Genomic DNA, 12571 nt, shown 5'->3' on the forward strand with positions numbered 1-12571 from the left:
ACCCGGCGCTTCGTGCGTTATAGGGCCATGCCCGCCACCTTCCAGTCCCTCCCCGGCCTCGGCCGCGATCCCGCCTCGATCCGCCAGCGGGTCGAACATGCCGAGCGGCTGCTCGAAGGGCTGATCACCATTCCGGGCCTCAACCGCAAGGTCGGGCTGGACGTGCTGCTCGACGCCCTGCCCGGCATCGGCCCCGTCGCCGCCACCGCGCTGGGCGGCTGGATCGTGTGGGAGGCGCGCAATCTCGGCCTGTCCAAATGGCAGATGGCGCGCATGGCGGGCAATGTCGGCTTCGACCTGCTGCTCTCCGCCATTCCCTTCGTGGGCGCGATCCCGGACTTTTTCTTCCGGTCGAACAGCCGCAATCTGCGCATCATCAAGCGCCATCTCGATCGGCACCATCCCGGCGCCGCGACCATCGAGACCGAGGTGCGGCGCGCCTAGCGGCCGCACCGCGCCGCGCCGCGGACGGGCGCCGCGTTCAGCCTTCCGGGGTGGCGATGCGCAGCGCGGCGCCCGGGGCGGCGCCGCCGGCGCCGGCCGGACAGGCGCGCGGGCGGCGATCGCGCCCGAGGCAGATCCACACCTCCTCCAGCCAGCCGCGCGCATTGACGTTGAGCCGGAGCATGTCCGCCGTCAGCCCCGGATTGGCGGCGGCGAACGCGGTCTGGAAATCGCGCGCGGTGAGATCGCGGCGCGCGGCGAGCGCCGCCATGTCGGGGCTGCGCACGCGCCGGAACAGCGCCGTCTCGGTGGCGAAATAGCGGCTCGGATCCGGGCTCATGCAGGTGCCGTGCTTGGCCCATTCATGCTGGAGCAGCTGCACCGAGGGCGTGGCGCAAAGGCCGGCGCGCAGCTGGGCCGGGCTGAGCAGCGGCGTCGCGCGGCAATATTGCGGCCAGCGATTGGGGCCGTCGCCATCGGGCCACAGGCCGTGCAGCGTGAAGCCGGTGCGCATCGCCGGGCTGGCGCAGCCGAAATCGCCCGGCCGCCCGCGCCGCGCATGGCAGGCCTCGGGCTGCCAGATCAGCGAGAGCGTATAGCCGGTGATCGGCACCACGCGCTTGGGCTGATCGGCGCTCGGCAGTTCGGGCTCGGGCCGCGGCAGGCCGGCGGGGATGGGGCAGGCCGGCGGCTGGGCGGCGAGCATGGCGGGCAGGACGAGAAGCGGAAGCGACACCAGGCGAAGCGGAAGCATCAGGCGGACTCCAGGCGGCGGCCCGGCGCCAGCCAGGCGCGGGCATCGGGGCGGAAGGTGAAGGCGAGCGCGAGGCAGTGCAGCGCCAGGCGGCCGGCGCCGAGCAGGCCCGCCGCATCCCAGCGATAGGTGCCGCGCGCCGCGCCGAAGAGCAGGAGCGCCACGCCCAGCGCGAGCAGCAGCAGCGCCAGCCAGCGCGCGCCATCGCTGCCGCGCGCCGCGATCAGCCAGAGCAGCAGCAGCGGCACCGAAAGGCCGCACAGCGCGAGGAGGGTGGCGAGGAAGCCGGGGCGCGACGCCGAGGCCAGCGCGGCGCGGATGGCGGACCAGTGCAGCAGCGTCGACCCCGCCCCGAGCGCGATGCCCGCCGCGTAGAGAATGGCGAAGCGCGTGATCGAGATCGGCCGCATCCTGTCCCCCCTGGCGGCGGCCAGATTAGGCCGGCGCCAGAGCGAGGTCGAGGCCGATATCCGCCGCCGGCGCCGATTGGGTGAGCCGGCCCACGGAGATATAGTCGACGCCCGTCTTGGCGATGGCGCGGATCGTCTCCAGGCTCACCCCGCCCGAGGCCTCGCACGGCACGCGCTTGCCCACCAGCGTCACCGCGCCGCGCAGAATGTCGGGCGGCATATTGTCGAGCAGCAGCCAGGTCGCGCCCGCCGCGAGCGCGGGCTCGATCTGGTCGATCCGGTCGACCTCGACGATGATCCGCGCGATCCCGGCGGCCTTGGCGCGCGCCGCCGCCGTGGCGACATCGCCCGCCACCGCGACGTGATTGTCCTTGATCATCGCCGCGTCCCACAGGCCGAGCCGATGGTTGGTGGCGCCGCCCATGCGCGTGGCGTATTTCTCGAGGCGGCGCAGGCCGGGGATCGTCTTGCGCGTATCGAGCAGCGTCGCGCCGGTGCCCGCGATCGCCTCGACATAGCGGCGCGTCAGCGTGGCGATGCCGGAAAGGTGCTGGAGCGTGTTGAGCGCGGACCGTTCGGCGGTGAGCAGCGCACGCGCCCTGCCCTCGATCCGCATCACCGTGGCGCCGCGCGGCAGCGCCTCGCCATCCGCCGCCCGCCCGTCCAGCCGGACATCGGGATCGAGATGGCGGAAAAAGGCGCCGGCGAGCGCGAGCCCGGCCAGGGTGATCGCGTCCCGCGCCACCAGCGCGCCGGTGAAGCGCGCCTCGGCCGGGATCACCGCGGCGGAGGTGATATCCCCCTCCGCGCCGAGATCCTCGGCCAGCGTGGCGCGCACAAAGGCGTCGGTGTCGAAGCCGTCGAGCGTGAAGTCCATCGTCGCCCCGCCCGCTCAGCCGCGCGCGCCGAGATCGCCGCCGCCGACGCTGCGGCCCGCCATCTCCAGCATGCGGTCCAGCGGACGCTTGGCGGCGATGCGGGTGGCCTCGTCCAGCTCGATGCGCGGCTCCAGATCGCGCAGCGCGAGATAGAGCTTCTCCATCGTGTTGAGCGCCATGTACGGGCACATATTGCAGTTGCAATTGCCGTCCGCCCCGGGCGCGCCGATGAAGCGCTTGTGCGGCGCCGCCTTCTCCATCTGGTGGATGATGTGCGGCTCGGTCGCGACGATGATCGTCTCGGCGGGCGAGGTCAGCGCGAATTCGAGGATCGCCCGGGTCGAGCCCACCGCATCGGCATGGTCGAGGATATAGGCCGGGCATTCGGGATGCGCCGCCACCGGCGCATCGGGATAATCGAGCTTGAGCTTGAGCAGCTCGGTTTCGGAAAAGGCTTCGTGGACGATGCAGGCGCCCGGCCACAAAAGCATGTCGCGGCCGGTCTTGCGGTTGAAATAGGCGCCGAGATTCTTGTCGGGCGCGAAGATGATCTTCTGGTCCATCGGCAGCTGGGCGAGGATCCGCTCGGCCGAGGAGGAGGTGACGATGATATCCGAATGCGCCTTCACCGCCGCCGAACAATTGATGTAGGTGATCGCCAGATGATCGGGATGGGCGGCGCGGAAGGCGGCGAAGCGTTCCGGCGGGCAGCTATCCTCCAGGCTGCACCCGGCGGCCATGTCGGGCAGCACCACCGTCTTTTCCGGCGAGAGGATCTTGGCCACTTCGGCCATGAAGCGCACGCCGCAAAAGGCGATCACCTCGGCATCGGTGGCCGCCGCCTTGGCCGAGAGATCGAGGCTGTCGCCGACGAAATCGGCGAGATCCTGGATATCGGGCGTTTGATAATAATGGGCAAGCACGATCGCGTTGCGCTCGCGGCGCAGCCGGTCGATCTCGGCGCGCAGGTCGAGCCCCTGCAAGGTCTGAACGGGCGCGGTCATCTCTAAACCCTTCTCGGCTGGCGCGGGCCGGCGCCTCGCGCTGCCCGCCGCTATTACGATTATGTCGGGGAGGAAAGGCCTGTCGTCCAGGGGAGGGTCAGCGGTCCAGCCCGAAAATCTCGCCGAGCGAACGGGATCGCTCCATCGGCCGGGGATCGGGCTCGGCGGGAAAGCCGGGCTCGTCGGGAAAGCGCACGCGCACGCGCGCGTCCAGCCCGGCGGCGCGGAGCGGCAGCGCGAAGCTGCGTTCCACCGCCCGCCGCGTGGCATCCCGCGCGATCTGCATCGCCACCGGCTGGCGCGCCTGGCGCATCAATTCGGTCTCGGCGGCCTTGCGGTTGGCCGCGTCCAGCCCTTCGCCGACATGGGAGAAACGCAGCAGCAGCCCGCCGCCATCATAGCTGCGCATCCGCGCCAGATCGACCGCCGGCCCCACCAGTTCCAGCGGCGGCAGCGTCACGTCGAGCCGGTGCGCGGCGGCGTCCCAGCGCAGATCCCCGGGCCGCAGCCGCGCGAGATCCACCTCGTAGCGCACCTGGCCGGGCAGGATCAGCGTGCGCTGGGCGGACAGGCCGAAGCGGCTCTGCGTGGCGGTGACCACGGCCACATAGCTGGCGACCAGCCCCGACAGGCGGTTCTGCGCGCGCAGCCCCTCCAGGCTGGCGGTGGCGATCACGCTGGGATCGGGGACGAAGCGGCGCTCGACCGCGCGCACGACCCGGAGCGCCGCCAGCCCCAGCGCCGCCACCGCGATCAGCCCGAGCAGCGCGATCAGCGCGCGCCGCGCCCAGGGCGGCATCAGGCGGCGAGCGCCCAGCGCGGGCCATCCTGCCGCACCCGATCGCGCTCGGCGAGGTGCTGGAGATGCGCGAGCACGCTGGCCTCGGCGCCGCGCACCAGCCGGGGATCGAGCCCGACATAGAGCCGCTCGACCATTTCGGGCACGCCCGCCACGCCTTCGCCGAGCAGCCGCAGGATCTGGCCCTCGCGCTGGCGGCGATGGCCGATCATCCGCCGCACCAGCCGCGCCGGCTGCGCCACGGGATCGCCATGCGCCGGGAAATAGGTATCGACATCCAGATCGAGCAGCCGCTCGAGGCTGGCGAGATAGGCGCCCATATGCCCGTCCGGCGGGATAACAACGCTGGTGGACCAGCCCATGACATGATCGCCGCTGAACAGGGCGCGGGCTTCGGGCAGCAGGAAGCAGAGATGGTTGGAGGTATGGCCCGGGGTGGCGAGCGCGCGCAGCGTCCAGCCCGGGCCGGTCACCGCCTCGCCATCGGCGAGCACGCGCGCGGGGGCATAGCTTTCGTCGAAGCCGGCGCCCGCCACCGGCGCGCAGCCCAGCACCGGCGCCCCGGTGGCCGCCGCGAGCGGCGCCGCGCCGGGGCTATGGTCGCGATGCGTGTGGGTGCAGAGAATGGCGGCGACCGTCTCGCCCGCGACCGCCGCCAGCAGCGCCTCGATATGCGCGTCCAAGGCGGGTCCGGGATCGATCACCGCGACCCGGCCATGGCCGACGATGTGCGTCTGCGTGCCGGTCGCGGTGAAGGGACCGCCATTGGCGGCGGTGATCCGCCGCACCAGCGGGTGCACCGTCGCGACCGGCGCGGCCATGCCCAGGCTCAGGCCGCTTTCTGCGCGACGCCGGACTTGGTCATCAGCTCGGCCAGCTCGCCGCTCTCGTACATCTCCATCATGATGTCCGAGCCGCCGACGAATTCGCCCTTCACATAGAGCTGCGGGATCGTCGGCCAGTCCGAATAGGCCTTGATGCCCTGGCGGATGCCCTGATCCTGAAGCACGTCGATCGAGGCGTAATCCACGCCGAGCCGATCGAGGATCGCGATCGCGCGGCTGGAGAAGCCGCATTGCGGGAATAGCGGCGAGCCCTTCATGAACAGCAGCACGTCGCTGCCCTTCACGGCCTGGTCGATCCGCGCCTGAACGTCTTCGGTCATGCTGTCACTCCTTAAGGCGTGGCGGTGGTGAGCTGGAGCGCGTGCAGCACGCCCCCCATGCGCCCGCCCAGCGCCTCGTACACACGTTGATGCTGCCGCACGCGCGGCAGACCTCGGAAGCTCTCGCTCACCACCCGGGCGGCGTAATGATCGCCGTCACCGGCGAGATCGGTGATCTCCACCGATGCGTCCGGGATGGACTGGCGGATCAGCGCCGCGATTTCGTCCGCCGCCATCGCCATGTCAGAGCGCCTCGATCAGCTGGCGGCGTGCTTCGATCAGCTTGAGTTCCAGCTCGCCGCGGATGGCGGCTTCGTCGATCTCCACGCCGGCGGAGACGAGATCGCCGTACAGCTTGCGGATCACATCCTCGTCGCCAGCGGATTCGAACTCCGCCTGCACGACCGAGCGGGCATAGGCATCGGTTTCGGCGGGGGTGAGACCCATGCGGTCCGCCGCCCATTGGCCGATCAGACGGTTGCGCCGCGCGACCACGCGGAACGCCATTTCCTGATCATGGGCGAACTTCGCTTCGAAAGCGCGTTCCCGGTCGTCGAAACTCGTCATGCCTCTGCCATCCCCTGCGGACCCTTGGCGGCGGAGATAGGCAAGCTCGTCGGGTGGCGCAATGGGCGCGGCCCGGTCCGCGATGTGGGTGCCGCGCGCGCGCGGCACGGGACGCGGGCCGCCGGAAGCGCCGGCCGGCCGGGCTCAGGCGGGGGCGAGCGCCTCTTCGTACCGCGCCGTCACCTTGGCCGCCACCTCGGCGGCGCTGATGCCCGGCGCCAGCTCGATCAGGCGGAACAGGCTCGCATGATCGGGCCGGCTGAACACCGCATATTCGGTGATGATCATGTCCACCACATTCTTGCCGGTGAGCGGCAGGGTGCAGGCGGGGATGAATTTGGGCGTGCCATCCTTGGCGGCGAGATCCATCACGACGATGATCTTCTTGACCCCGGCGACGAGATCCATCGCCCCGCCCATGCCCTTCACCATCTTGCCGGGGATCATCCAATTGGCGATGTCGCCCTGTTCGGACACCTCCATCGCGCCCAGCACCGCGACATCGATATGGCCGCCCCGGATCATGGCGAAACTGTCCGCCGAGGAGAAGAAGCTCGATGAGGGCAGCGCGGTAATGGTCTGCTTGCCGGCGTTGATGAGGTCGGGATCCTCCTCGCCCGCATAGGGGAAGGGGCCGATGCCGAGCATGCCGTTCTCGGACTGGAGCGTCACCTCCACGCCCGCGGGCAGATGGTTGGCGACGAGCGTGGGAATGCCGATGCCGAGATTGACGTAGAAACCGTCCTCAAGCTCGCGCGCCGCGCGGGCCGCCATCTCGTCGCGTGTCCACACCATCTCAGCCTCGCCCCTTGCCCTTGCCTGTGGTCGGCGCGCCGGGATCGGTCCAGCGCTGCGCCGGCGGGAAGATCGTATCGATTCCTCCCTTCAGCCCCGCTCCATAGACCGGATTGGGCAGCGCGAACCAGCCCCGCCCCCACAGGCCGGCGATGCCCGGCAGCGCGGTGAGCGCGCGGCGCGCGGCGGGATCGGCCTCGGCCGTGAAGAGATCGGAGAAATCGCCGAGCTGATCGCCGCCGAGCGCGATCACGCAATAGCGCGCCGCGATCCGCGCGCGGCGGCCGTCCTTGGCGGGGCCGGCCTCGTCGTCGCCCATCAGGAACAGCGTCTCGCCATGGCGCGCGGGGCCGAGGCCGGCGCGGTCGAGCGCCTGCTCGGTATAGCCCGCATTCGCGGCGGAACGATTGGTGTTGAAGATGACGGTGATGCCCAGCGCGCGCAGCCGCGCCAGCCCCTCGCGCGCGCCCGGCACCGGCGCCACCGCCTCGACGCCGCCCTGCTCCCAGCGCAGCCAGCGCTGCTGATCGAAGCCCGGCCGTCCGGCGGCGAGCTGATCATATTCGAAGCCGAGATTGAGCAGCACCGTCTCGTCCACGTCGAACACGGCGGCGGGCGGCTTGGCGCCGCACGGCACGAAGCGCGGCGCCGCCAGCGTCGCCCCGGCGGCGAGCACCACGCCTCGCCGGCCGGCGCGCGCGCGTTCGGCATAATCGGCCAGCGCGTTCCACGCCTGGCGGCTCACCGCCGCCGCCTCGCCCGAGCCATAGAGATATTGATCGCCCGCGAGAAAGGGCGACGCGGCGGCCGGCGCGCGCGGCCGCGGCGGCGTGCCGCAGCCCGCCACGGCGAGCAGGGGCGCGAGCGATAAGGCGAGCGGCGCGGCGCGCGCCAGGCGGGCAAGGATGCGCATGGCCGGAGCGCTAGCATCCCCCCGGCGGCCGGACTAGAGAGAGGTATGACTGACACGCGCACCGGCGGCCGCATTCTGGTGGACCAGCTCCTCGCCCAGGGCTGCGACCGGATCTTCACCGTTCCCGGCGAAAGCTTCCTCGCCGTGCTCGACGCGGCGCATGACAGCCCCGCCATCGATCTGGTCGTGTGCCGCCAGGAAGGCGGCGCGGCGTTCATGGCCGAGGCCGACGGCAAGCTGACGGGCCGGCCCGGAATCGCCTTCGTCACGCGCGGGCCGGGCGCCACCAACGCCGCCATCGGCGTGCATGTGGCGCGCCAGGATTCGACCCCGATGATCCTGTTCATCGGCGATGTCGCGCGCGGCGATCGCGATCGCGAGGCGTTTCAGGAGGTGGATCTCGTCGCCGCCTTCCGGCCGCTCGCCAAATGGGCGGCGCGGATCGACGATGCCGCGCGCATCCCCGAATATGTCGCGCGTGCCTATGCCACCGCGCTCTCCGGCCGCCCCGGCCCGGTGGTGCTGGCGCTGCCCGAGGACATGCTGCTCGACCGCGTCGAGGCGGCGGACCGGCCGCGCATCCAGCGCCCGCCCCAGCCCGCCGATCCCGGCGCGCTGGAGGCGCTGGTGGCGCTGCTCAAGGACGCGTGCGCGCCGCTCGCCATTGTCGGCGGGGCCGATTGGGACGAAGCCGCCGCGCACCATTTCGCCGCCTTCGCCGAGGAGATCGGCCTGCCCGTCGCCTGCGCCTTCCGCCGCCAGGATGCGATCGATAGCGCATCGCCCGTCTATGCCGGCAATCTCGGCTATGGCCCCAATCCGGCGCTGGTGGCGCGCGTCAAGGCCGCCGATCTGCTGCTGGTGGTGGGCGCGCGGCTCGGCGAGGCGACGACCGATGGCTATAGCCTCGTCACCCCCGATCATCCCGGCCAGACGCTGGTCCATGTCCATCCCGATGCGGCCGAGCTGAACGCCGTGTACCGGACCGATCTCGCCATCTGCGCCGATTGCCACGAATTCAGCGAAAGCCTGGCGCACTGGCCGCACGACATCCTGCCCTTCGCCGACGGCGCCGAGGCGCATGCGGCCTGGCGCGCCTGGTCCGAGCCGGCGCCGCGCGCGGGCGTGGCGCTCGATCTCGGGCCGTGCGTGGCGACGATGCGCGCGGCGCTGCCGGCCGATGCCATCCTGTGCAACGGCGCGGGCAATTATTCCGGCTGGTGGCATCGCTACTGGCGCTACGGTGCGCCGGGCACGCAACTCGCCCCCACCGCCGGCGCGATGGGCTATGGCCTGCCCGCCGCGATCGCCGCCGCGCTGCGCCGGCCGGGCGCCCCGGTGATCGCGCTGGCCGGCGACGGCTGCTTCCTGATGAACGGCCAGGAGCTGGCCACCGCCCAGGCCAAGGGGCTCAAGCTGCTCGTGCTGGTGGTGGACAATGGCAGCTATGGCACGATCCGCATGCACCAGGAGCGCGCCTATCCCGGCCGCCCCTCGGGCACGACGCTGACCAATCCCGATTTCGCCGCGCTCGCCCGCGCCTATGGCGCCTTTGCCGAGCAGGTGGACCGCACCGAGGATTTCGGCCCGGCGCTGGAGCGGGCGCTCAAGGCCCCCGGCGTGGCACTGCTCCACCTCCGCACCGATCTCGAACAGATCAGCCCCGCGCTCACGCTCACCCAGCTCAAGGCCCGGTGAACATTAAATAAACATCCCGTTCCTGGGCGGTTCAGCGGGGCGCGCCTATATCCGCCTCATGCATGATCGATCCGATCATCGTCTTGGGAGATGCGCGATGCGCAAAATGTTCACGGGTGCCGCCGCCGCCGCCCTTCTGGCGATGAGCGGTCTGGTCGCGACCGCGCCGGCCGAGGCGCGCTGGGGCGGCGGCTATGGCTGGCACGGCGGTGGCGGCTGGCATGGCGGCTATGGCCGGGGCTATGGCTATCGCCGCTATGGCGGTGTCAGCACGGGCACGGCGGTGGCGGCCGGCCTGCTCGGCCTGGGTGTCGGCGCGGCGATCGCCTCGTCCGATCGCTATCCGCCGGCCTATGGCTATGGCTACGGATATGCCCCGCCGCCGCCGCCCCCGCCGGTCTATTATGCGCCCCCGCCGCCGCCGGCCTATGGCTATTACGGCTATTACGGCTGGTAGCGCCGGACGATCGCCGGCCGCCTGACCTCCGGTCAGGCGCGCCCGGCGGTGTCGCGTTTGCTGCGGTCGAGCGCCACCAGCATGGCGAGGAAATCGCGCGGCAGCGCCTGTTCGGCCGGCTGGCCAAAGGCGGTGCTCAGCGTGGCGGACAGCATCGCGTCGGAGGCGCTGTGGTGCTCGGCGGGTCTGAACCAGTCTGTCATAACATGATCCATAACGGTTTGGTGGGCGAAACATTTACCGCGCCCGCCACTGTCCGCCCTTTTCCCCTAACGACAGAAGGCGCGAGCCTGCGACTCGCGCCTTCTTCGGCCTAGGTATAGGGGCTTTCGCCCAAGGTCGGAGGTCAGGCGCGGTCGACCACGCCCTTCACCGCGCCCTTCACGTCGCCCTTGGCCTGCTGGAGATGGCCCTTGCCCTCCTGCGCGGCACCTTCGGCCTCGAGTCGGCCATTGTCGCTCTCGCGGCCGACAGCCTGCTTGGCCTTGCCGGTGATCTCGTTGGCCACGCCCTTGATCTTGTCGGTCAGCTCGCTCATTGACTGTCTCCTTGTCCTTCGTCGGTAAAAACCCACGGCCGGACGGAGCGGTTCCAACCTCGATTAGCTTTAGACGATCAGATGAGCCCGGCGAGCGGGCTGGAGGGATCGGCATAGCGGCGCTGGCCCATGCGCCCGGCGCGGTAGGAGAGCCGGCCCGCCGCCACCGCCGCCTTCATCGCGGCCGCCATCAGCAGCGGATCCTTGGCCTCGGCGATGGCGGTGTTCATCAGCACGCCGTCGCAGCCAAGCTCCATCGCCACCGCCGCGTCCGAGGCCTGGCCCACGCCGGCATCGACCAGCACCGGCACCCCGGCGCCCTCCACGATCAGCCGGATCGTGACGCGGTTCTGGATGCCCAGCCCCGAGCCGATCGGCGCGCCGAGCGGCATGATCGCCACCGCGCCGGCATTTTCCAGCCGCTTGGCGGCAATCGGATCGTCGACGCAATAGACCATCGGGAGGAAGCCCTCCTTGGCGAGGATCTCGGTGGCGCGCAGCGTCTCCACCATGTCCGGGTACAAGGTCCGCGCCTCACCCAGCACCTCCAGCTTCACCAGATCCCAGCCGCCCGCCTCGCGCGCCAGGCGCAGCGTGCGGATCGCCTCGTCGGCGGTGAAGCAGCCGGCGGTGTTGGGCAGATAGGTGAAGCGCTTGGGATCGATATAGTCGGTCAGCATCGGCGCCTTGCGATCGGACACGTTCACCCGCCGCACCGCCACCGTGACGATCTCCGCGCCGGACGCCTCGAGCGCGGCGGCGTTCTGCGCGAAATCCTTGTACTTGCCGGTGCCGACGATGAGCCGCGAGGTGAAGCTCCGCCCCGCCACCGTCCAGCGATCCTCCGCCAGCCCTGCCGCCGGATGATCGCCGCCGCCGACGAAATGGACGATCTCCAGCTCGTCGCCATCCTCCAGCAGCACCGCCGCGAGCTGCGACCGGGGCACCACCTCGAGATTGCGCTCCACCGCCACCTTGGTCGGCTCGAGCCCGAGCTCCTGCGCGAGCCCGGCCAGGCTGAGCCCGGCGGCGACTCGCCGATGCTCGCCATTGACGCGGATGCTGAGGGTGCCGTCGCTGTGCATATTTGGTTTCCAAGAAAGCTCGTCTAGGTAGGCCCCGCATATAGGAAGGGAGCCCATGGCCGCCACCGTCTATGTCCTCAACGGGCCGAACCTCAACCTGCTCGGCACGCGCGAACCCGAAATCTACGGCGCCGACACGCTCGACGATATCGCCGGGCGGATGGAGGACCATGCCCGCACGCTCGGGCTGGAGCTGGATATCCGCCAGTCCAACCACGAGGGCCATCTGGTCGACTGGATCCAGGAGGCGGCGGCGCGCCAGGCGCATGCGGTCATCCTGAACGCCGGCGCCTATACGCACAGCTCCATCGCCGTCCATGATGCGATCAAGGCGGTCGAGGTGCCGGTGATCGAGGTGCACCTTTCCAACCCGCATCGGCGCGAACCCTTTCGCCGTCGCAGCTATGTCGGCATGGCCGCGCACGGCACGATCGCCGGTTTCGGCGCGTTGGGCTATCTGCTGGCGCTGGACGCGGCGGCAAAGCTCTGACAGGACGCGCGGCAATCTTGTCCACATAAGAAGGGTCATGGAATGACCGAAGCCATTCAGGACGGCGGCGCGGCGCCGATGCAGGTCGATCCCGCGCTGGTGCGCCAGCTTGCCGAACTGCTCGACGCCACCCGCCTCACCGAGATCGAGGTGCAGGACGGCGACCGCCGCATCCGGGTCGCGCGCACCGTCTCCATCGCCGCCGCGCCCGCGCCGATGGCGCTCGCCGCCGCCGCGCCGATGGCGCCGGCCGCCGCGCCGCTCGGCGCCGCGCCGGCGGCGGCGGCCCCCGCGCCCGCCGCCGCCCCCGCGCTGGCGGCTCCGGGCGCGCATCCCGGCACCGTCCGCTCGCCCATGGTCGGCACCGCCTATCTCGCGCCCGAGCCGGGCGCCGCCGATTTCGTGGCGATCGGCAAGCCGGTCAAGGCCGGCGAGACGCTGCTGATCGTCGAGGCGATGAAGGTGATGAACCCGATCGTCGCGCCGCGCGCCGGCCAGATCACGCAGATCCTGATTGAGAATGGGCAGCCGGTCGAGTTCGATCAGCCGCTCGTCGTGATCGAGTAGGATCCCG

The 12571-nt window shown here is 70.9% G+C and carries 19 protein-coding genes; 5 read left to right on the plus strand and 14 right to left on the minus strand.

Going from position 1 to position 12571, the window contains the following annotated elements; translation table 11 throughout:
• Positions 1-27: 27 nt before the first annotated feature.
• Positions 28-444, plus strand: a complete 417-nt coding sequence (locus tag LHA26_RS04170; RefSeq protein WP_252168288.1) for a DUF4112 domain-containing protein — start codon at positions 28-30, stop codon at positions 442-444.
• A 37-nt stretch (positions 445-481) separates the two neighbouring features.
• Here the strand turns inward: LHA26_RS04170 and LHA26_RS04175 are convergent, their stop codons facing one another.
• The 11 genes from LHA26_RS04175 to LHA26_RS04225 all read right to left on the minus strand — a co-directional run bounded on the left by LHA26_RS04175 (position 482) and on the right by LHA26_RS04225 (position 7729).
• Positions 482-1198: a ribonuclease T2 family protein gene (locus LHA26_RS04175; RefSeq protein ID WP_252167482.1), complete on the minus strand. Its 717-nt coding sequence runs from the start codon at positions 1196-1198 to the stop codon at positions 482-484.
• Complete coding sequence (locus LHA26_RS04180; protein WP_252167483.1) at positions 1198-1608, minus strand: hypothetical protein; 411 nt, start codon at positions 1606-1608, stop codon at positions 1198-1200. Before LHA26_RS04180 ends, LHA26_RS04175 begins: the two co-directional genes overlap by 1 nt.
• A 25-nt stretch (positions 1609-1633) precedes the next feature.
• Positions 1634-2485 carry a carboxylating nicotinate-nucleotide diphosphorylase gene (gene nadC, locus LHA26_RS04185; protein ID WP_252167484.1) on the minus strand — a complete coding sequence of 284 codons (852 nt, stop codon included), beginning with the start codon at positions 2483-2485 and terminating at the stop codon, positions 1634-1636.
• A 15-nt stretch (positions 2486-2500) separates the two neighbouring features.
• Positions 2501-3490, minus strand: coding sequence for a quinolinate synthase NadA (gene nadA / locus LHA26_RS04190; protein ID WP_252167485.1), 990 nt, complete (start codon positions 3488-3490; stop codon positions 2501-2503).
• A gap of 97 nt (positions 3491-3587) precedes the next feature.
• Positions 3588-4289 carry a DUF4230 domain-containing protein gene (locus LHA26_RS04195; protein WP_252167486.1) on the minus strand — a complete coding sequence of 234 codons (702 nt, stop codon included), beginning with the start codon at positions 4287-4289 and terminating at the stop codon, positions 3588-3590.
• Positions 4289-5110, minus strand: coding sequence for an MBL fold metallo-hydrolase (locus tag LHA26_RS04200; protein ID WP_252167487.1), 822 nt, complete (start codon positions 5108-5110; stop codon positions 4289-4291). The genes LHA26_RS04195 and LHA26_RS04200 overlap by 1 nt, the downstream gene beginning before the upstream one ends.
• Before the next feature lie 8 nt (positions 5111-5118).
• Complete coding sequence (gene grxD, locus LHA26_RS04205) at positions 5119-5454, minus strand: Grx4 family monothiol glutaredoxin (RefSeq protein WP_252167488.1); 336 nt, start codon at positions 5452-5454, stop codon at positions 5119-5121.
• Positions 5455-5465: 11 nt separating this feature from the next.
• Positions 5466-5696: a BolA/IbaG family iron-sulfur metabolism protein gene (locus LHA26_RS04210; RefSeq protein ID WP_252167489.1), complete on the minus strand. Its 231-nt coding sequence runs from the start codon at positions 5694-5696 to the stop codon at positions 5466-5468.
• A 1-nt stretch (position 5697) separates the two neighbouring features.
• Positions 5698-6021, minus strand: a complete 324-nt coding sequence (locus LHA26_RS04215; protein WP_252168289.1) for a DUF1476 domain-containing protein — start codon at positions 6019-6021, stop codon at positions 5698-5700.
• A gap of 144 nt (positions 6022-6165) precedes the next feature.
• Positions 6166-6816 carry a 3-oxoacid CoA-transferase subunit B gene (locus tag LHA26_RS04220; protein ID WP_252167490.1) on the minus strand — a complete coding sequence of 217 codons (651 nt, stop codon included), beginning with the start codon at positions 6814-6816 and terminating at the stop codon, positions 6166-6168.
• A 1-nt stretch (position 6817) separates the two neighbouring features.
• Entirely contained in the window at positions 6818-7729 is a 912-nt protein-coding gene (locus tag LHA26_RS04225; RefSeq protein WP_252167491.1) for an HAD family acid phosphatase, read from the minus strand.
• A gap of 45 nt (positions 7730-7774) precedes the next feature.
• Here LHA26_RS04225 and LHA26_RS04230 point away from each other — a divergent pair, with 45 nt between their 5' ends.
• Both LHA26_RS04230 and LHA26_RS04235 read left to right on the plus strand, forming a co-directional pair.
• Entirely contained in the window at positions 7775-9427 is a 1653-nt protein-coding gene (locus LHA26_RS04230) for a thiamine pyrophosphate-binding protein (protein ID WP_252167492.1), read from the plus strand.
• A 97-nt stretch (positions 9428-9524) separates the two neighbouring features.
• Positions 9525-9884 (plus strand): hypothetical protein, encoded by a 360-nt coding sequence (locus tag LHA26_RS04235; RefSeq protein ID WP_252167493.1) that lies wholly within the window; start codon positions 9525-9527, stop codon positions 9882-9884.
• A gap of 32 nt (positions 9885-9916) precedes the next feature.
• Here LHA26_RS04235 and LHA26_RS04240 read toward each other — a convergent pair whose 3' ends face one another.
• From LHA26_RS04240 to thiS, 3 genes are all read right to left on the minus strand, one after another.
• The gene (locus LHA26_RS04240; protein WP_252167494.1) at positions 9917-10087 is read right to left on the minus strand and encodes a hypothetical protein; all 171 of its coding nucleotides are present in this window, start codon (positions 10085-10087) and stop codon (positions 9917-9919) included.
• 143 nt (positions 10088-10230) lie between these two features.
• Positions 10231-10422 (minus strand): CsbD family protein, encoded by a 192-nt coding sequence (locus LHA26_RS04245; protein ID WP_252167495.1) that lies wholly within the window; start codon positions 10420-10422, stop codon positions 10231-10233.
• Between the two features lie 77 nt (positions 10423-10499).
• Entirely contained in the window at positions 10500-11507 is a 1008-nt protein-coding gene (gene thiS / locus LHA26_RS04250; protein ID WP_302898037.1) for a sulfur carrier protein ThiS, read from the minus strand.
• A gap of 55 nt (positions 11508-11562) precedes the next feature.
• On the opposite strand from thiS, the gene aroQ reads away from it, so the two are divergent.
• On the plus strand, positions 11563-11997 hold the full coding sequence (gene aroQ, locus LHA26_RS04260) for a type II 3-dehydroquinate dehydratase (protein WP_252167496.1): 435 nt from the start codon (positions 11563-11565) through the stop codon (positions 11995-11997).
• A 42-nt stretch (positions 11998-12039) separates the two neighbouring features.
• Complete coding sequence (gene accB, locus LHA26_RS04265; RefSeq protein ID WP_252167497.1) at positions 12040-12564, plus strand: acetyl-CoA carboxylase biotin carboxyl carrier protein; 525 nt, start codon at positions 12040-12042, stop codon at positions 12562-12564.
• Positions 12565-12571: the final 7 nt, after the last annotated feature.

This window comes from Sphingomonas morindae (assembly GCF_023822065.1).
Classification (GTDB): Bacteria; Pseudomonadota; Alphaproteobacteria; order Sphingomonadales; family Sphingomonadaceae; genus Solisphingomonas; species Solisphingomonas morindae.